Origin of the sequence: Cyanobium sp. Cruz CV13-4-11, assembly GCF_024346055.1 — a bacterium.
Taxonomy (GTDB): domain Bacteria; phylum Cyanobacteriota; class Cyanobacteriia; order PCC-6307; family Cyanobiaceae; genus Cyanobium.
In genome coordinates this window covers 18,531-34,846 of sequence record NZ_JAGQCH010000016.1, presented here as the reverse complement: position 1 = coordinate 34,846, position 16,316 = coordinate 18,531, and the positions used below count along the sequence as shown (strand labels likewise).

The 16,316-nt window shown below is 69.2% G+C and carries 17 protein-coding genes and 1 tRNA gene; 7 read left to right on the top strand and 11 right to left on the bottom strand.

Going from position 1 to position 16,316, the window contains the following annotated elements:
- Positions 1-7: 7 nt before the first annotated feature.
- Positions 8-478, top strand: a complete 471-nt coding sequence (locus KBZ12_RS12430; protein ID WP_254958296.1) for a GNAT family N-acetyltransferase — start codon at positions 8-10, stop codon at positions 476-478.
- 15 nt (positions 479-493) lie between these two features.
- Here the strand turns inward: KBZ12_RS12430 and KBZ12_RS12425 are convergent.
- Positions 494-567 (bottom strand) — tRNA-Arg (locus KBZ12_RS12425).
- A gap of 89 nt (positions 568-656) precedes the next feature.
- On the opposite strand from KBZ12_RS12425, the gene recF reads away from it, so the two are divergent.
- Positions 657-1,748 carry a DNA replication/repair protein RecF gene (recF, locus tag KBZ12_RS12420; protein WP_254958354.1) on the top strand — a complete coding sequence of 364 codons (1,092 nt, stop codon included), beginning with the start codon at positions 657-659 and terminating at the stop codon, positions 1,746-1,748.
- Positions 1,749-1,837: 89 nt separating this feature from the next.
- Positions 1,838-2,332 (top strand): adenosylmethionine decarboxylase, encoded by a 495-nt coding sequence (gene speD, locus KBZ12_RS12415; protein WP_254958295.1) that lies wholly within the window; start codon positions 1,838-1,840, stop codon positions 2,330-2,332.
- Positions 2,333-2,365: 33 nt separating this feature from the next.
- Here speD and larE read toward each other — a convergent pair whose 3' ends face one another.
- Positions 2,366-3,238 (bottom strand): ATP-dependent sacrificial sulfur transferase LarE, encoded by an 873-nt coding sequence (larE, locus tag KBZ12_RS12410; RefSeq protein ID WP_254958294.1) that lies wholly within the window; start codon positions 3,236-3,238, stop codon positions 2,366-2,368.
- A gap of 51 nt (positions 3,239-3,289) precedes the next feature.
- Between larE and KBZ12_RS12405 the strand changes: the two genes are divergently transcribed.
- Entirely contained in the window at positions 3,290-4,453 is a 1,164-nt protein-coding gene (locus tag KBZ12_RS12405) for a cob(I)yrinic acid a,c-diamide adenosyltransferase (protein ID WP_254958293.1), read from the top strand.
- A 24-nt stretch (positions 4,454-4,477) separates the two neighbouring features.
- Here KBZ12_RS12405 and KBZ12_RS18545 read toward each other — a convergent pair whose 3' ends face one another.
- The 3 genes from KBZ12_RS18545 to KBZ12_RS12390 are packed head-to-tail and all read right to left on the bottom strand — an operon-like array spanning position 4,478 to position 6,930.
- A complete protein-coding gene (locus KBZ12_RS18545) occupies positions 4,478-5,323 on the bottom strand; it encodes an ion channel (RefSeq protein ID WP_254958292.1) in 846 nt (281 codons plus the stop codon).
- Positions 5,271-6,440, bottom strand: a complete 1,170-nt coding sequence (gene moeB, locus KBZ12_RS12395) for a molybdopterin-synthase adenylyltransferase MoeB (protein WP_254958291.1) — start codon at positions 6,438-6,440, stop codon at positions 5,271-5,273. The genes KBZ12_RS18545 and moeB overlap by 53 nt, the downstream gene beginning before the upstream one ends.
- Before the next feature lie 22 nt (positions 6,441-6,462).
- Positions 6,463-6,930, bottom strand: coding sequence for a M67 family metallopeptidase (locus KBZ12_RS12390; protein WP_254958290.1), 468 nt, complete (start codon positions 6,928-6,930; stop codon positions 6,463-6,465).
- Positions 6,931-6,973: 43 nt separating this feature from the next.
- Here KBZ12_RS12390 and KBZ12_RS12385 point away from each other — a divergent pair, with 43 nt between their 5' ends.
- Positions 6,974-7,348: a CAAD domain-containing protein gene (locus KBZ12_RS12385; protein ID WP_254958289.1), complete on the top strand. Its 375-nt coding sequence runs from the start codon at positions 6,974-6,976 to the stop codon at positions 7,346-7,348.
- A gap of 13 nt (positions 7,349-7,361) precedes the next feature.
- On the opposite strand, the gene KBZ12_RS12380 is transcribed toward KBZ12_RS12385, so the two are convergent.
- Entirely contained in the window at positions 7,362-8,303 is a 942-nt protein-coding gene (locus KBZ12_RS12380; protein ID WP_254958288.1) for a fructosamine kinase family protein, read from the bottom strand.
- A 131-nt stretch (positions 8,304-8,434) separates the two neighbouring features.
- On the opposite strand from KBZ12_RS12380, the gene crtD reads away from it, so the two are divergent.
- Positions 8,435-9,997: a C-3',4' desaturase CrtD gene (gene crtD / locus KBZ12_RS12375; RefSeq protein ID WP_254958287.1), complete on the top strand. Its 1,563-nt coding sequence runs from the start codon at positions 8,435-8,437 to the stop codon at positions 9,995-9,997.
- Between the two features lie 17 nt (positions 9,998-10,014).
- Here crtD and KBZ12_RS12370 read toward each other — a convergent pair whose 3' ends face one another.
- Both KBZ12_RS12370 and KBZ12_RS12365 read right to left on the bottom strand, forming a co-directional pair.
- Positions 10,015-10,950 (bottom strand): phycobilisome rod-core linker polypeptide, encoded by a 936-nt coding sequence (locus tag KBZ12_RS12370; RefSeq protein ID WP_254958286.1) that lies wholly within the window; start codon positions 10,948-10,950, stop codon positions 10,015-10,017.
- Positions 10,951-11,828: 878 nt separating this feature from the next.
- Positions 11,829-12,110 carry a hypothetical protein gene (locus KBZ12_RS12365; protein ID WP_216910622.1) on the bottom strand — a complete coding sequence of 94 codons (282 nt, stop codon included), beginning with the start codon at positions 12,108-12,110 and terminating at the stop codon, positions 11,829-11,831.
- An 86-nt stretch (positions 12,111-12,196) separates the two neighbouring features.
- Here KBZ12_RS12365 and msrA point away from each other — a divergent pair, with 86 nt between their 5' ends.
- Positions 12,197-12,898, top strand: coding sequence for a peptide-methionine (S)-S-oxide reductase MsrA (gene msrA / locus KBZ12_RS12360; protein WP_254958285.1), 702 nt, complete (start codon positions 12,197-12,199; stop codon positions 12,896-12,898).
- Between the two features lie 12 nt (positions 12,899-12,910).
- On the opposite strand, the gene KBZ12_RS12355 is transcribed toward msrA, so the two are convergent.
- From KBZ12_RS12355 to KBZ12_RS12345, 3 genes are read right to left on the bottom strand one after another with little or no spacing between them, the layout of a single operon-like run.
- On the bottom strand, positions 12,911-13,525 hold the full coding sequence (locus KBZ12_RS12355; protein WP_254958284.1) for a PCC domain-containing protein: 615 nt from the start codon (positions 13,523-13,525) through the stop codon (positions 12,911-12,913).
- A 23-nt stretch (positions 13,526-13,548) separates the two neighbouring features.
- A complete protein-coding gene (locus KBZ12_RS12350) occupies positions 13,549-14,118 on the bottom strand; it encodes a hypothetical protein (protein ID WP_254958283.1) in 570 nt (189 codons plus the stop codon).
- Positions 14,111-16,312 carry a mechanosensitive ion channel family protein gene (locus KBZ12_RS12345; RefSeq protein ID WP_254958282.1) on the bottom strand — a complete coding sequence of 734 codons (2,202 nt, stop codon included), beginning with the start codon at positions 16,310-16,312 and terminating at the stop codon, positions 14,111-14,113. The genes KBZ12_RS12350 and KBZ12_RS12345 overlap by 8 nt, the downstream gene beginning before the upstream one ends.
- Positions 16,313-16,316 lie beyond the last annotated feature (4 nt).

The window sequence follows — 16,316 nt, the reverse complement described above, 5'->3', positions numbered from 1 at the left end:
CTCTCTGTTGATCCCCTTCCGCAGCCAGCCTTCGACCCCACGCCTGCGGGAGGGTTACGCCCTGCTCCATCAGCACGCCCCCGAACCGGCCGGCCTGAACCGTCTGCTCGAGGCCTGCGGCGATTCCCCCCGCAGCCCGGACCGCTGGCAGCGGGTGCTGGCCCGCAGCGCCTGGCATCTGGTGGTGCTTGACCCGGGCGGGCAGCTGGTGGGTTTCGTGCGCGCCACCAGCGATCTGGCCCTCAATGCCAACCTCTGGGACCTGGTGGCCGATCCGGCCGACCCCTGCCGGGACGAGGTGATCGGGGCCCTGGTTCAGGCCGCCCTGGCCCGCCTGCGGCGGGAACTGAGCGGCTGCAGCATCTCCCTGTCGGCCCCACCCGAGGCCCTCAAAGCCCTCTCCCGGGCGGGGTTCGTGGTGGATCCCGGCGGCATCCGGGCCATGGGCCTCGACCTGAGGAACCACGCCGAAGGGTGAACGGGACGGGGCTGACGAGCATGGAGGGACTCGAACCCCCGACATTCAGAACCGGAATCTGACGCTCTATCCAACTGAGCTACATGCCCTGCCACGGCGGTGGGGATCCACAGGACCCTTTCCCTCCGATGGCGGTACCTTAGCGGCTGACCGCCCCAGAACCATCCGGCTGCACCGCCTGGACCTCCGGCATTTCCGCAACATCGACGGCCTGCAGCTGACGTTGGAGGCGCCTCGGCTGCTCGTGATCGGCAGCAATGGCCAGGGCAAGTCGAACCTGCTGGAAGGCGTGGAACTGCTCACCAGCCTGCGTTCGCACCGCTGCAGCCTCGACCGGGACCTGATCGGCCACGGCCACGCCTCCTGTCGCCTGGCGGCCCTCACCGACGAGACCGACAGCCTGCAGCTGGAGCTGCGCCGCAGTGGCGGCCGCCAGGCGTTCCGCAACGGCAAACGGCTGGAGCGGCAGCACGACCTGATCGGCCCCCTGCGCTGCGTCGGCTTCAGCGCCCTCGATCTCGATCTGGTGCGAGGGGAGCCCGCCCTGCGGCGCCAGTGGCTCGACCGGGTGGTGCTGCAGCTCGAACCCGTCTATGGCGCCCTGCTGAGCCGCTACGGCCGGCTGCTGCGGCAGCGCAGCCAGCTGCTGCGCCGGGGCCTGGCGGCCGGTCAGCGGCAGGAGCTGCTGGACGCCTTCGATGAGCAGATGGCCCTGGTCGGCGCCCGCCTGCACCGCCGGCGCCAGCGGGCCCTGCGGCGCCTGGAGCCGCTGGCGGTGGCCTGGCAGCAGCGCATCGGCGGGGCCGCCGAACCGCTCCAACTCGACTACATCAGCGGCACCCTGGTGGACGGCGCCAGCGACGAGGAGGGACCCTGGCGCCAGGCCCTGGCGGAACAGCTGCGCCAGCAGCGGCCCGAGGAGGAACGGCTGGGCCAGTGCCAGGTGGGTCCGCACCGGGACGAGGTGGCGCTGCTGATCGGCGGCCAGGCCGCACGGCGCTATGGCTCCGCCGGCCAGCAGCGCACCCTGGTGCTGGCCCTGAAGCTGGGGGAGCTGGACCTGGTGGGCCAGGTGGTGGGTCAGCCGCCGCTGCTGCTGCTCGACGATGTGCTGGCCGAGCTTGACCCGGGGCGCCAGCAGCTGCTGCTGGAGGCGGTGGGTGACGGCCACCAGTGCCTGGTGAGCGCCACCCATCTGGAGGCCTTCAGCAGCGGCTGGCGGGCCCGGAGCCAGGTGGTGGAACTGCGCAGCGGCGCCCTGGTGGCCTGAGGCCCGATCTCCCTGTCGCCGCAGGCGACCTGACGAATCACTGCAAAGCGCTTCTGGCACGTATGGTGAGACCTGTTTGATCGGATTCGATGAACCAAACCCTTTCCAGCCTGCATCCCAACCCGGGATGGAAGCCCGCCGCCTCCCCCATCCACGCCATTGCACGCCCCGTCTCCCCCCCAGGCGACACCACCGACGCGGTAGGGAAACACTGCATCCTCGAGCTCTACGACTGCGATTGCGCAAGGCTCGACGACGAAGCTTTCCTCAGGGACACCATCACGACAGCAGCCAAACGCGCTGGTGCCACCCTGCTCAACCTGATCACCCACCGCTTCGAACCCCAGGGCGTCACGGGCCTGGCGTTGCTGGCGGAGTCCCACATCTCCATCCACACCTGGCCCGAATCGGGCTATGCGGCCGTGGATGTGTTCACCTGCGGTGACCACACCATGCCCGAGAAGGCCTGTCAGGTCCTGTGGGAGGAGCTGGGCTCCGGCCGGCACAAGCTCACCAGCTTCCGCCGCGAGACGCCCGAGGCCCTGATCGACAGCCAGAGGGAACCCCTCCTGGCCAGCGCCTGAGCGCGGGGCAGGGCACAACCGGGGGAGTGTCGGTCAGTCCCGGCGCCCCCCCAGGGAGCGATTCAGCTTGCCGCTCACCAGCCCCTCCAGATCCAGGGCCACGGCGGTGAAACCAAGGGCCCTGAAGGCCTCCACCAGCTGGGGGCGCAGCTCACCCTGCGCCAGACACTCCAGCGCCGCCGGTAAACCGGCGGCGGGGATTTCAATGCGCGCCGTCTCCCCCTGGCTGCGGACCCGCAGTTCGGGGAATCCACGCTGACGCAACCAGTCCTCGGCCGCGGCCACCCGGGCCAGCCGGGGAGCGTCAATCGGCTCGCCGTAGGGGAAACGGGAAGCCAGGCAGGGCTGGGCCGGCTTGTCCCACCAGGGCAGGCCCAGGGCCCGGGACAGTTGGCGCACCCCCGCCTTGTCGATGCCGACCTCGGCCAGGGGCGAGCGCACACCGAATTCGCGGGCGGCACGGATGCCGGGCCGGTGATCGCCCAGGTCGTCGAGGTTGACCCCGTCCAGCACCTGGGCCCCCTCGGCGGCGGCGGCGATCGGGGCCAGCAGACGATGCAACTCCCGCTTGCAGGCATAGCAGCGGTCCTCCGGGTTGCTGGTGTAGCTGGGGTCCGCCAGCTCTGCGGTGGGCAGCTCACGGTGGCGCAGGCCCAGCCAGCGGGCCTGGTCGCTGGCCTCCCGGCGCAGGTGGGGCGCCAGGGCCGGTGAAACACCGGTGATCGCCAGGGCCCTCTCCCCCAGCCGGTCGCCGGCCAGGGCAGCCACCAGGGCGCTGTCGACGCCGCCGGAGTAGGCCACCACCACCTGCGGGAAGGCGTCGAGCTGCCGGCAGAGCGCCTCCAGTCCCCGCTCCAGGGGGGCGGGCAGGGCTTCGAGCAGGTGGAGGCGACCGGGGTTGGGCATGGCGTAGATCCTGGCAAGGCTGGGTAGCATCCGGATCAGCACCCCCCACCCATGCCCCCCGCCGCCCGCAGCACCCAGACCCCCCAGCGCGGCACCGGGCGGGGCATCGGCATCCGTACGGCCGCCGGCAGCGACGAGCGCGCCCATGGCCAGCTGCACGTCTACGACGGGGAAGGCAAGGGCAAGAGCCAGGCGGCCCTGGGGGTGGTGCTGCGCACCATCGGGCTGGGCATCTGCGAGCAGAAGCGCACCCGGGTGCTGCTGCTGCGGTTCCTCAAGGGTCCCGGCCGCGCCTACGACGAAGACAGCGCCATCGAAGCCCTGCAGCAGGGCTTTCCCCACCTGATCGACCAGGTGCGCACCGGCCGGGGTGATTACTTCAGCGCCGCGGAAGCCACCCGCTTCGACCACCAGGAAGCCCAGCGGGGCTGGGACATCGCTAAAGGGGCGATTGCCAGCAACCTCTATTCGGTGGTGGTGCTCGACGAACTCAACCCCGTGCTCAACCTGGGCCTGCTCGACACCGAGGAGGTGGTGCGGACCCTGGCCACCAAGCCGGCGGGCATGGAAATGATCTGCACCGGCCGGGGCGCCCCGCGGCAGCTGGTGCAGCTCGCCGACCTGCACTCGGAGATGCGGGCCCACAGCGGGCCCCAGCAGGGGCTTGAAGGCCTGGAGATCTATACCGGAGAGGGCAAGGGAAAATCCACCAGCGCCCTGGGCAAGGGCCTGCAGGCCATCGGCCGGGGCATCAGCCAGGACAAGAGCCACCGGGTGCTGATCCTGCAGTGGCTCAAGGGCGGGGCGGGCTACACCGAGGACGCGGCCATCGCCGCCCTGCGGGAGAGCTACCCCCATCTGGTGGATCACCTGCGCTCGGGCCGCGACGCCATCGTCTGGCGCGGCCAGCAGCAGCCGATCGATTACGTGGAGGCGGAACGGGCCTGGGAGATCGCCCGGGCCGCGATCGCCAGCGGCCTCTACAAGACCGTGATCCTCGACGAACTCAACCCCACCGTGGATCTGGAACTGCTGCCGGTGGAGCCGATCGTCCAGACCCTGCTGCGCAAGCCCACCGAGACCGAAGTGATCATCACGGGGCGCTGCAAGAGCCGGCCGGCCTACTTCGATCTGGCCAGCGTCCACTCCGAGATGGTGTGCCACAAGCACTACGCCGAGCGGGGCGTGGATCTCAAACGCGGCGTCGACTACTGAACCTGCCGCTCAGGGGGCTGCCGATCAGGGCTGCCCGGATCCATCCACCTGATCGAGGCCGAGGGCGTCGTCCTCAAGCATCTCCACCTCCTCCGAGGCGATGAAGCGCCCCAGCAGCAGGCCCACCAGCAGGGCCACGTAGAGGGTGCTGGCGACACTGAGGAGGATCACGAAGCGCTCCCCCACGGCATTGGCCGGCAGCACATCGCCATAGCCGACGCCGGCGATGGTCACGAAGCTGAAGTAAGTGAGCCGGTCGAGCAGCAACTGGTTGCTGGCGGCCGCCCCGAGGCTGAAGCTGCCGGGCACGAGCACCTGGGTGGCCGTGGCGAGCACCCCGCCGGTGAGGCCCAGATGCAGGTAGCCCGCGGCGGCGCCGGCCATCACCTGCACATTGACCCGGGGCACCCTGGCCAGCAGGCGCACCAGCCGCATGGAGGTGGCCAGGAAGAACAGGCTCAGCAGCACCATCTCCACGGCGCGGAACACACCGCCGGGCCAGGTGCCCATGAGCACCGGCACCCAGAGCCCAAGGCCGCCCACCATCCCGACCCAGCGGAAGATCTCCTGGCGCAGCCGGGCGTAGGACACCCCGGCGATCACCGGCAGGGTGAGGATCGACTGCAGGATCAGCAGATTGAAAACCAGGGCCAGGAGAAGGTTGGCCGGCCAGCCCCGCGTCGCCGTGATGGGCATCACCAGGATCGGCAGCAGGGCCGAGAGCAGCAGCGGCACGAAGCGCTTCTCGAGGGCGATCAGGCGCCGGGCTTCCTGACGCCGCCGCTCCAGCCAGCGCCTTCTGGCCGGGGTGAGGGGCTCAGTAGCGAGGGACGTCAGGATCCACCTCCTGGCTCCAGGCGTCGATGCCACCCTGCACGTTCACCCCCTCGATGCCGTGGCGGCCGAGGGCGATCAGGGCCTTGGCGGAACGGCCGCCGAGCTTGCAGTGGACATAGAGCCGCTTGCCGTTGGCCAGGCGGCGCACCTCCTCGATCGCCTCGCCGCTCTCGATGCGATCAAGGGGCACCAGCACGGCGCCGGGGATCACCGCGATCTCGGCTTCCGGTGGATTGCGCACGTCGAGCAGGAGCAGATCGTCGTGCGGGCCGTCGAGCAGGGTCTTGAGTTCGGACACAGTGATGGTGGCCACGCTGCCCGCCTCCTCCTGGCCGGGGGCCGAACCGCCCACGCCGCAGAACTCCTGGTAATCGATCAGCGCCTCGATCACGGGGCGCTCCGGATTGGGGCGCAGCTTCAGCTCCCGGAAGCTCATCTTGAGGGCATCGAAGAGCAGCAGGCGGCCGCTGAGGCTGGTGCCGATGCCGGTGATCAGCTTGACCGTTTCGGTGGCCTGGATCACGCCGATGATTCCGGGCAGCACCCCCACCACACCCCCTTCGGCGCAAGAGGGAACCATCCCCGGCGGCGGCGGTTCGGGGAAGAGATCCCGGTAGTTGGGGCCCCCCTCGAAGTTGAAGACCGTGGCCTGGCCCTCGAAGCGGAAGATGGAGCCGTAGACGTTCGGCTTGCCCAGCAGCACGCAGGCGTCGTTGACCAGGTAGCGGGTGGGGAAATTGTCGGTGCCGTCGCAGACGATGTCGTAGCCGGCAATGATCTCGAGGGCGTTCTCGCTGGTGAGGGCCGTTTCGTAGAGATCCACCTGGCAGTGGGGATTGATCTCGTGGATCCGGGCTTTGGCCGATTCGATCTTGGGCTTGCCCACCCAGCTGGTGCCATGGATCACCTGGCGCTGCAGGTTGCTGTGGTCCACCACGTCGAAATCGACGATGCCGAGCCGGCCCACACCCGCGGCGGCCAGATACAGCAGCAGGGGCGACCCGAGTCCGCCGGTGCCGACGCAGAGCACCGAGGCCGCCTTGAGCCGCTTCTGCCCCTCCATGCCGATCTCCGGCAGGATCAGGTGGCGGGAGAAGCGCACCACCTCATCGGGGCTGAGCTGGACGGCGCTGGTGTCGGGAGGAAGCATGGCGGTGGAGACCCACGACGCACTAATCGACCATTCTCCACGCCAACCGCCGCGGGCCGCCCTGCTCCGGCAACCACCAGCAGGCCAGGGAACGGGGCTCCACCTCGGTGGCCGCCGACGGGGCGGGGCCATCGGCCTGGCCCAGGATGAGCATCAACGTAGGAGCGAAGGCCAGCGAGCGATCCAGTGCCGAAGGCACGGGCTCTGAGAGCGGATGGCTGTGGGCGGATCCCAGCACCGTCAGCCCCTGGGAGCGGGCCCACTTCTGGGCCAGCAACTGCTCGCGCGGATCGAGGGCGAAGCGGCGGCGGCGCTCGGCGGCAGGCTCCCAGACGTTGAGGCAGGGCCAGACGCGCCGGACGCACCAGGGATCCCGGCTTCCTAGCAGCAGGGCACAGCCCTCGTCGGGGGCGGCCGCCTCCAGGACGGCTTCCAGCAGCGTCAGCGCCTGACGACCGATGCCAAGTTCCGCTGGCGTCTGTTGGTTCACACCGGTACGTTATGCATCATTCCGTCAGGGGACCTCTCCTTCCATGATCGACAGCACGACCGAGGTGAAGGAGACCACCCAGGACGACACCACCCCCAGCAGCGCCGCCGAGGTGGATTTCACTGAGCGCTACAGCGAGGTGATCGGCAAGGTCAACGAAACCCTCGACAAGGTGGACTGGAGCCAGGTGGGCCGCATCGGCAAAGCCTCCGGCGTGCTGCTGGCCGTGATCGTGGCCCAGATCCTGATCAAGGGCGTGCTGGACACCATCAACCTGCTGCCGATCGTGCCGGGCCTGCTGGAGCTGCTCGGACTCGTGGTGGTGGGCAACTGGAGCTGGCACAACCTCACCACGGGTGAGAAGCGCTCGTCCGTGATGGCAAAAATCCAGACCCTGCGCAAGGAATACCTGAGCTGACGCCCCAGCAGCATCACCCCCTCTCCCGGTCCGCCCCTGGGGCCAGGAGGGCATCGATGCGGGCCTGGGATTGGCCCAGGTAGCTGCCGCCGAAGAGGTTGGCGTGGTTGAGCAGGTGATAGAGGTTGTACAGATCGCGGCGGAAGCGGTGGCCTGACGGCAAGGGCCAGGCCGCTTCATAGCCAGCGAAGAACGCCTCCGGAAAGCCACCGAACAGCCGCGCCATGGCCAGGTCCACCTCCCGGTCACCCCGGTAGACCGCCGGATCGAAGATCGCCCCCTGGCCGCTGGTGGTGATGGCGGCGTTGCCGCTCCAGAGATCACCGTGCACCAGGCAGGGATCGGGATGGTGGTTGTGCAGCCACTGACCGGCGCGCTCCAACAGCGATTGGGCCTGCCGCAGGGGGGTACCGCTGCGGGCCAAGTGCTCCAGCTGGGGGGCCAGGCGCCGCTCCACGAAGAACCGCCCCCAGATCCCCTCCCAGCCGTTGCGCTGGGGAAAGGCCCCGATGACGTTGTCGCGGGGCCAGCCGAAGGCCGTCCCGACCCGATCCTCCGCCGTGCAGGGGAGCGTGAGGCTGTGCCGGTGCAGGCCCGCCAGGGCGGCCCCCAGGCGGCGCCACTGCGGCCCATGGGCAGCGGATCGGCCGCTCTCCAGATCGAGCCAGGGGAGCACCAGCACGGACGAGGCTCCCGCCACGCCGCAGGCCAGGGGAACGGGCACGAGCGGCCCCGCCCCGCCGGCCGCCACCGCTAGGGCCTGGAGACCCTCGGCTTCGGTTTCCAGGAGCGGCAACGAGTCGGCCCCGTTGGTCTTGGCGAACAGCCGGCGGCCATCGGCCAGTTCCAGACGCCAGGAGCTGTGGATGCAGCCGCCTGCCAGGGGACGCCGATCCACGAGCTCGACCCCCAGTCGCTCGTTCACCCAGGAGGCAAGGTTATCGGCGGCGACCATGGCCTCTGTCCGCGGCATGAAGGGAGCCTCGCAGAGCGCCCGTGGAATCCCTCAAGTGCCTGCCTGCCAGGCCCCATCCACGCCTGCAGCGCCGGCCCTGCCACCATCCAGATTGCAGCTGTTCGACAGCGTTGAACCCCAGCGACAGGCCCAGGGCGGATGTGGTGGTGGTGGGCGCCGGCATCGCCGGCCTGACGGCGGCCGCACTGCTGGCGAAGCAAGGACTCCAGGTGGAGCTGCTCGAAGCCCATCGCCAGAGCGGCGGCTGTGCCGGCACCTTCCGTCGCGGGCCCTACGTGTTCGACGTGGGGGCCACCCAGGTGGCGGGGCTGGAGGCAGGGGGTGCGGGCCACCCCGCCGGCATCCACGCGCGGCTGTTCCACCATCTGGGGGTGGAACAGCCGGCGGCCGTGCCGCTGGACCCCGGCTGCGTGGTGGATCTGGGCGATGGCCGTCCACCGGTATCGATCTGGCGCGACCCGGAGCGCTGGCGCCAGGAACGGCTGAGGCAGTTCCCCGGCAGTGGCCGCTTCTGGGCCCTCTGCGATGCCGTCCACCGGGCCAACTGGGCTTTCGCCTCGCAGGATCCGGTGCTGCCGCCCCGCTCCTGGTGGGATCTGGGTCAGCTGCTGGGGGCGGTGGGGCCAGGCACGCTGGCCAGCGGCCTGCTCACCACCGCCACGGTGGCCGACCTGCAGCGCATCACAGGCTGCGCCGCCGATGGCCGATTACGGCGCTTCCTCGACCTGCAACTGAAGCTCTATTCCCAGGAGCCCGCCGATCGCACGGCCGCGCTGTACGGGGCCACCGTGCTGGCGATGGTGCAGGAACCGCTGGGGCTCTGGCACCTGGAGGGCTCGATGCAGTCCCTCAGCGACAGCCTCGAGCAGGCCCTGGCACAGCAGGGCGGTCGCTTGCGGCTGCGGCACCGCGTCGATCGGCTGGAGCCGCCTGGCCGGCCGGGCGAGCACTGGCAGATCAAGGGCCGGCGCCTGACGGCTCGCACCGGCGACTCCGGTGCCCCGGAGGCGAACTTCACCCTGGCGGCCGACGAGGTGGTGGTCAGCCTGCCCCCCCAGACCCTGCCGGCCCTGCTGGGGGCCGCCCTGCCGGCCGGCTATCGCCGCCGCCTCGAGACCCTGCACGAACCCAGCGGGGCCCAGGTGTTCTACGGGGCCGTCGAACGGCACAAGCTGCCGCCGGGGTGCCCCAGCCATCTGCAGCTGGCGGCCAAAGAACCGGGCTCCCTGTTCGTCTCGGTGAGCCAGGAGGGGGATGGCCGGGCTCCCGCCGGGCGGGCCACGGTGATCGCCAGCCTGTTCACCCCGGCCCGTCCCTGGTTCGGCATGGAGGAGGCCGCCTATCAGGCCCGCAAGCAGCGGGCGATGGCCGCGATCCAGGTCGGCCTGGAGCCGTTGCTGGGGGTGGGGCCCGCCAACTGGCTGCACGGGGAGCTGGCCACCCCCCGGGGCTTTGCCGGCTGGACCGGCCGGCCCTGGGGCTACGTGGGCGGCCTGGGCCAGCACCCCAGCCGCTTCGGCCCCTTCGGCCTGGCCAGCCGCACCCCCATGCCGGGCCTGTGGCTCTGCGGCGATGCCATCCACCCCGGCGAAGGCACCGCCGGGGTGAGCCTTTCGGCCCTGATGGCCTGCCGCCAGCTTCTGGCCCGGAGGGGGGTGGACCTGCGGCCCTGACCCCCCCGGGCGCTGACTCAGTTGACGCTGACGCGCACCACCCGGCCACCGAGACGCTGCACCCGCTGCAGGGCCTCATTCATGCGGCTGTAGGGCACCCGCATCACGTAGGCACCGCTGCGCACCACGGCGTTGTTCACCAGCCCGGTGGCGGTGATGGTGGCCACCCGGCCACTGGAGCCGCTGGTGCCACGCACGCCGGCCGACACCACCAGGGCCTCCGCCCGGTGGCCACGGGAGGCATCGCTGGGCTGGCCGTTCCGGGGGACCGGGCCATCCACGCTGGCGCCCCCCTGGCCCAGGTTGGCCTGGAAGAAGGATTCACCGCTGAAGCGAGGACGCCTGACCGACACCGTCACCGCCCGGTCCTGGTGCAGGGCCCTGCCCAGCTTGAAGCGGGTGCCGGCGCTGTCACCCTTCACCGAGGCGGCCGCTCCACCGGCCAACTGCATCAGCCAGGAGAACTGCTGACCCTGGTGGCCGGCGGAATAGTCCCAGCCGTGGAGGTAGGGCACCACATCGGAGCCGAAGCGCTCCTGGTACTCGGGGCTGTCGATGTAGGAATCGATCTCGGCGTCGTAGCCCTGCTCCTGCAGGATCGTGAAGTGATGCAGCATCTCGGCCTTGTTGTGGGGAGCACGGCCCAGGAGATGCTTGTGGTTGAGCTCAATGAAGCGGTAGGGATTGCAGGATTCGAAGAAACGGGCGCGATAGAGTCCGCTTTTCGCGAGGGTGCGTACGAATTCCTGCACGGTGAGATAGCCGTTTCTGAACAGGGATTCGGCACCGGCAAGGCGCTCGTTCTGCATCACATACTGCTGGCCCAGCACCTGCTGATACACCAGCCGGATGATGCCATCACGATCCTGCGGCGATGCCTTCGACCAGTTCTCCTTGTTGCGATCATCCGCGAAACGCTCGATGCCAAGGGAAGGGGCTTGGACCAGGGCCATGGGAAAAACAACGCAAAGGGCAGAGGGAAGAACATCGCCATGGGCAGGGGAGCTGGCGGCTTCTGGCGGAAACCGGTGCAGACGCACGACAGAATCGTTTTCTCCGGAAGGGCTGCCCGTCGACGATGTCAAGCCGCGAGTCTTACCCGATTCGGAGCGAAGAAACCAAGATCGTTACAGCGCTAAGCGCCTGGCGAAAGATCCATACATTCCTTCACCACGAAGAATTGAGAAAAGCGAAGAAAAGCTCAGGAGACCAGCCGCCCGTTGGCGCCGGCGAGGCGATTCCGCTGGCGAAGGGGGCGCTGGGCACCCCCACGGGCCAGGCCTGGGCTGGGAAGGCTCGGCAGCTGCAGGGGAGCTCCCGGGCTGGTGGCGTCCTGACAGAGGCTTTCCCAGACGGTCTCAAGGGCGTCCAGCTCGTCGGCCGGAGACCACCCCAGCGCCGCCGAGCCTGGCTCGCCAGTGAGCACCTCAGACGATTGGGTCGGCGGACCCTGAAGCCTGGACGGAGACTGACGCCTGGGCTGCCGAAGCTCGATCAATTCTTCACCTCCCAACAACCTGGTGACCACATCTACGGCATCCCACCCCCCGTCCAGAGGCAAGGCAACACATGCTGACGGAAGAAATTATGAAGACTGTGCCATCATGTACATAAGGGGCACTGGAGAACAGCCAAGCTTTCCCAGGTCTGGCGCCGGGGATGGATGGGGGTGAAGCTCCAGCGCAGGCGATTAGCAAGAACTGCCTGCCGATGGACGTGAAGCCTGATTGTCATCAGCAGCCTGACAAGTCAGGCCCGTTTCATCTGATCAGGGCTGGCGAGTCGTGCATGGTATGCATACGGAAGATCGCCCAACCTATCCATCAAGGCTCTATTCGTCACTCGGCAGCAGCACCAGGGTGTGCAGCCGGTCGGTGCCAAGATCATGGGTGAGGATCCACACCTGCAGGCCCTGGCCGAGGTCGAAGACGCTGCGCAGCGAACCCTGCTGGCGGTAGGCCGCGATGGTGTTGTCCCGGGCATCGCGGGCATCCACCACGCCCCAGTCGCCGCGGCGGTGGCGGGCCACCAGGCGCTGCAGCGTTTCACGATCCACCCACTCGCGCACCTCGGGACTGACGTCCACCGGGCCGATCGCGAGGCGGGCTGCCATGGAGGTTCCTTCGCTCTGATCGACCTTACGGGGAAATCCGCTGGGGGTCCTGGCCGGTAGTCCAACCATCCACCGCGTTTCGGCCAATGCGACTGTCGCCGCGCCTCACCACAGCCAGCGCCCTCTCGGCCCTGGCCGTCAGCCTGCTGGCATTGCCGCTGATCGCGGCGGGCCTTCTGCCCCGCCTGGGGGCCTCCAGCGCCGCGGCGGCCAGCCTGCCCGATCCCGCCACCGGGCTCACCCTGGCGGCCGGTCCGCCCGCCACGGCGGTCCTGGCCGGCGGTTGTTTCTGGGGCATGGAGGCGGTGTTCGAGCACCTCAACGGCGTCACCGAGGTGGTGAACGGCTACACCGGCGGCAGCCCGGCCACCGCCGCCTACGACCGCGTGAGTGGCGGCGACACCGGCCACGCCGAGGGCATCCGCATCACCTACGACCCGGCCCGGGTGAGCTACGGCCAGCTACTGCAGGTGTTCTTCGCCGTCGCCCACGACCCCACCCAGCTGAACCGCCAGGGTCCGGATGTGGGCTCCCAGTACCGCTCGGCGATCGTCCCCACCGACCCGGAGCAGCGCCGGGTGGCCACGGCTTACATCGCCCAGCTGAACCGCGCCGGCGCCCTGCCGCGGCCGATCGTCACCACGGTGGAGGACTGGCGCGGCTTCACCCCCGCCGAGGCCTACCACCAGGACTTCGTCGCCCGCAACCCCGCCCATCCCTACGTCGTGTTCCACGACCAGCCGAAGGTGGCCCGGTTGAAGACGCAGTTTCCGGAGCTGACCCGCTAGGCGGGTGCACCCTCAGCGCAGGTGGTCGAGGGCGCCGCGGCCGTGCAGATCAGCCAGGGCGTCGTAGCCGCCGATGGGCTGGCCATCGATGAACACCTGGGGCATGGAGCCGCGGCCGCTGCGTTCAGCGACCTGCTGACGGACGTCCTCGTCGTCGGCCAGCTGCACCACGTGGGGGATGCCGAGGGTGCGCAGCATGCGCAGGGCCCGGGCCGAAAAGGGGCAGCCGCTGCGCACGGCGATCGCCACCCGCGGCTGGGCGGGGGCGGCCGCCGCGGCCGCTGGCTCCGGGGGCGCGGCCGTGGGCAGGAAGCCCACCAGCAGGTCGGCGCCCCTGAGCACCAGGCTGCCGTGTTCGAGGTGGCCGCCCCACACCTGGCACTCGCCATCGGACAGGCTCAGGTGCAGGTGCACCCCCTGGGGCGCCACGGTGCCCTGCAGGGTGATGATCTCCAGGTGACCCTGAAGCACGGTGGGCTCGTCCTGGCCCGGGCACTGGAAGGCCGCCTGGGAGAGGTCGCCCACCACCCCCAGCACGAACCCGGAGGCGCCTGCCTGGGTCCCCAGCTGCTCGAGGCTGGCGCGCAGATCACTGCCCGCTCCGAGATGCAACGGCAGGGGATGCATGGCGGGAGCAGGCGTCGAGGGGGTCAAGGTAAGTCTTGGCCCGCCGGCGCCAGCGGACCGAACCGGCAGCGCAGCAGCGCCAGGGCCTCATCGGGCAGACCCAGGAACCGGTCGAGAAACGGATCGCCACTGGGGGCGATGGTGGCCACCCCCACCAGCTGCGCCTGGCCATCGCCGTCGAGGGGCTGGCCCGTGGCCTGGTGGCGGCGACCCTGCACCGGACCGGTGCTGAGCGTCGTGTCGACGATCAGATCCGGTGCCCGATAGAGGGAGCCGATGGCGAAGCGGAAGCGGGCGCAGAAGCGCAGCGCCATCGCGCCGGTGGCGCCATCGAGGCTGCCGTCGAACCGTTGGGGGTGGATCGTGATCACCAGCCCCGGGGGCAACGGCAGACCCAGGAACCGGGTGGTGCGCCAGTGGAGCGGAGGGATGTGCAAGACGTCGGGGTCGAAGCGGAGCCGCTGCGAACCGGTGCTGTCCCCGTCGCTGAGCCTCCCCACGCCCCCGCCGCCACGGGCGTCGTAGCGGAAGCGCGGATAGGCACCGATCACCAGGCCGCAGCCCGCCAGGGTCTGGAGCGTCAGGTCAGGCATCGAGCTGGACCTCCGCCTGGGTGGGGTAGGGGATCGCGATCCCTTCAGCGGCGAACAGGGCCAGCAGGGCGCGGTTGAGGCGGGCCACCTCATCCTTGAACGCCGCGTAGGTGGGCTGGGAGGAGCGGTAGTCGTAGGTGAAGTCGTAGCTGAAGTCGCTGATGGCCATCAGGCGACAGGCCCGGAAGGTGGCCAGGGGTTCGGCCTCGAACAGGGAGGCGATCAGGTCCGGGATGCGTTGCAGTTGCTCCTGGGTGGTGTCGTAGGCCACGCCGATCACCATGCGGGAGCGGATCACCTGATCCAGGAGCTGCCGCAACCGCAGCAGGATCGCTTCCCGCAGGGTGAGGTAATCGGTCCAGTTGGGGGCATGAATCTGCCCGCAACAGCGCAGCAGCAACTCCCCATCGCCAGGGGCCTGGTCGAGGAACACCTGGGCGGCGGACAGACCCGGCAGCTCGGTGAGGTGCAGGCGGCCGTAATGCACCAGGTCGTCCAGCTGGTCGGGGGTGAGCTCGGGCGGCAGGGGCAGGTGCAGCTCGAAGACATGCTGCACCGCATCCTGCGCCTGATCCGAGCGCAGGGAATAGTTGACGATCGTCTCCTCATCGACGACCGAATTGGGGATCGTGACGCGACTTTCATGGGTCTGCAGCTCCAGGGAGCGCAGGCCGATCTTGGTGACATAGCCCAGATTGCTGCCGATGCGGCAGAACTCCCCCACCCGCAGCGGACGGTCGGTCTGGATCGACAGACCGGCGAACAGGTTGCCCAGCAGCTTGGAAGCCCCGAGGCCGATGGCCAGGCCGGGCACGGCGGAGAAGGCCAGCACGGTGGAGCCCGGCAGGCCCAGCAGGATCAGCAGCCGGTACATCAGGGAGACGCCGATGATGGCCCCCAGCACCCGGCAGACCGGCATCACCAGATTGCTGACGCGGCTCAGCTGCAGGGCGTTGCGCCGGCCGCGCAGAATCGTGACCCATTCCGCCAAGCTGCGGCCGAGGGCCTCCATCAGGAAGAAGCTGAACAAGCCCGCCCAGCAGAAGTAGAGCGTGTAGAGCAGGTACATCAGCACCTGCAGGGGCAGGCCGGTGACGTTGACGTAGTGGTCCAGCAGCAGTTCCACCAGCCGGGTGATGGGCAGGGCCACCACCGCCAGCAGCACCCGGTGCCAGGCGATGTTGTCGACGCGCCAGATCGCCAGGGGTGTGGGTGGTTGGCTGGCGGCCCGTTCGGTCATCCGGTAAGTGGCCAGCAGGGCCAGCACCAGCCGGAACTGAACGAGGGCGAAGGCCGTCAGGGCCAACAGGCCCAACACGATCTGGAACAGGGTCTGGTCCCAGAGATGGGCCTCCAGCACGCGGCGACGGAAGCCAGCGGGAATGCTCAGATACCACTTGGGCGGCAGGATGTGGCCGGGCCTGAGGCTGAAGCCGTCATAGATCGCTGGCGTCAGCAGGCTGGATTCGCCCGTGGAAGACGCCCGCTGATTCTTGATCTCTTCGTAAAGGCTGGGGATCTGGGCCACCGTGAAGGCGGAGAACCGGTAGCCACGATCCCGGCCCCCTTCTGTCCCCTCATCCGTGAGGGTGATGGAGGTGCCGGGGATGGTCCAGCTGGCGCTGGGGTTCACCCGTCCATCGTTCAGGGCCTTCATCCCGGCCGCATCAGGAATCTCGAAAGGCTTGCGGCTGTGGGTGAAGACGTAATCGAGAATCACCTTGAGCTTGAGGGCATATTCATCTGCGAAATCCGCCCGGATGCTCTGGGGAATCTCTGAGACATCCAGGGCCTTCACCGCCTCCTCGAAGTAGCTGTTGATCAGCGCCAGTTCGTGACGCAAGGCGCTGGACAACAACAGCCCGGGGGTCGCCTCAGCCTTGGCCTCGATCCGTGCGATATCGCGGCTCACCTGGGCCATCACCACATAGAAGTTGAGCAGGGTGGCCCGCGGGCTGTCCCCCACCACCTGGTTGAGGGGCGCATCCGTCCATTGCTGCTTCAGATCCAGCAGCTGGCCGTGGAAGGGTTGGCTCTCCAGGGGCACGTAGGTGTTGAGGCCCGTGGAGGACGGCGGAGGCACCTGAGCAGCTGACAGCGCTGCCGTTGACAGGCCCATCAGCGGCAGCAGACAGGCGGTCAGGAAGGCCAGCAGCAGTCGGATCAGACGGGGCACCCGGAAGCCACGGCACATGTCC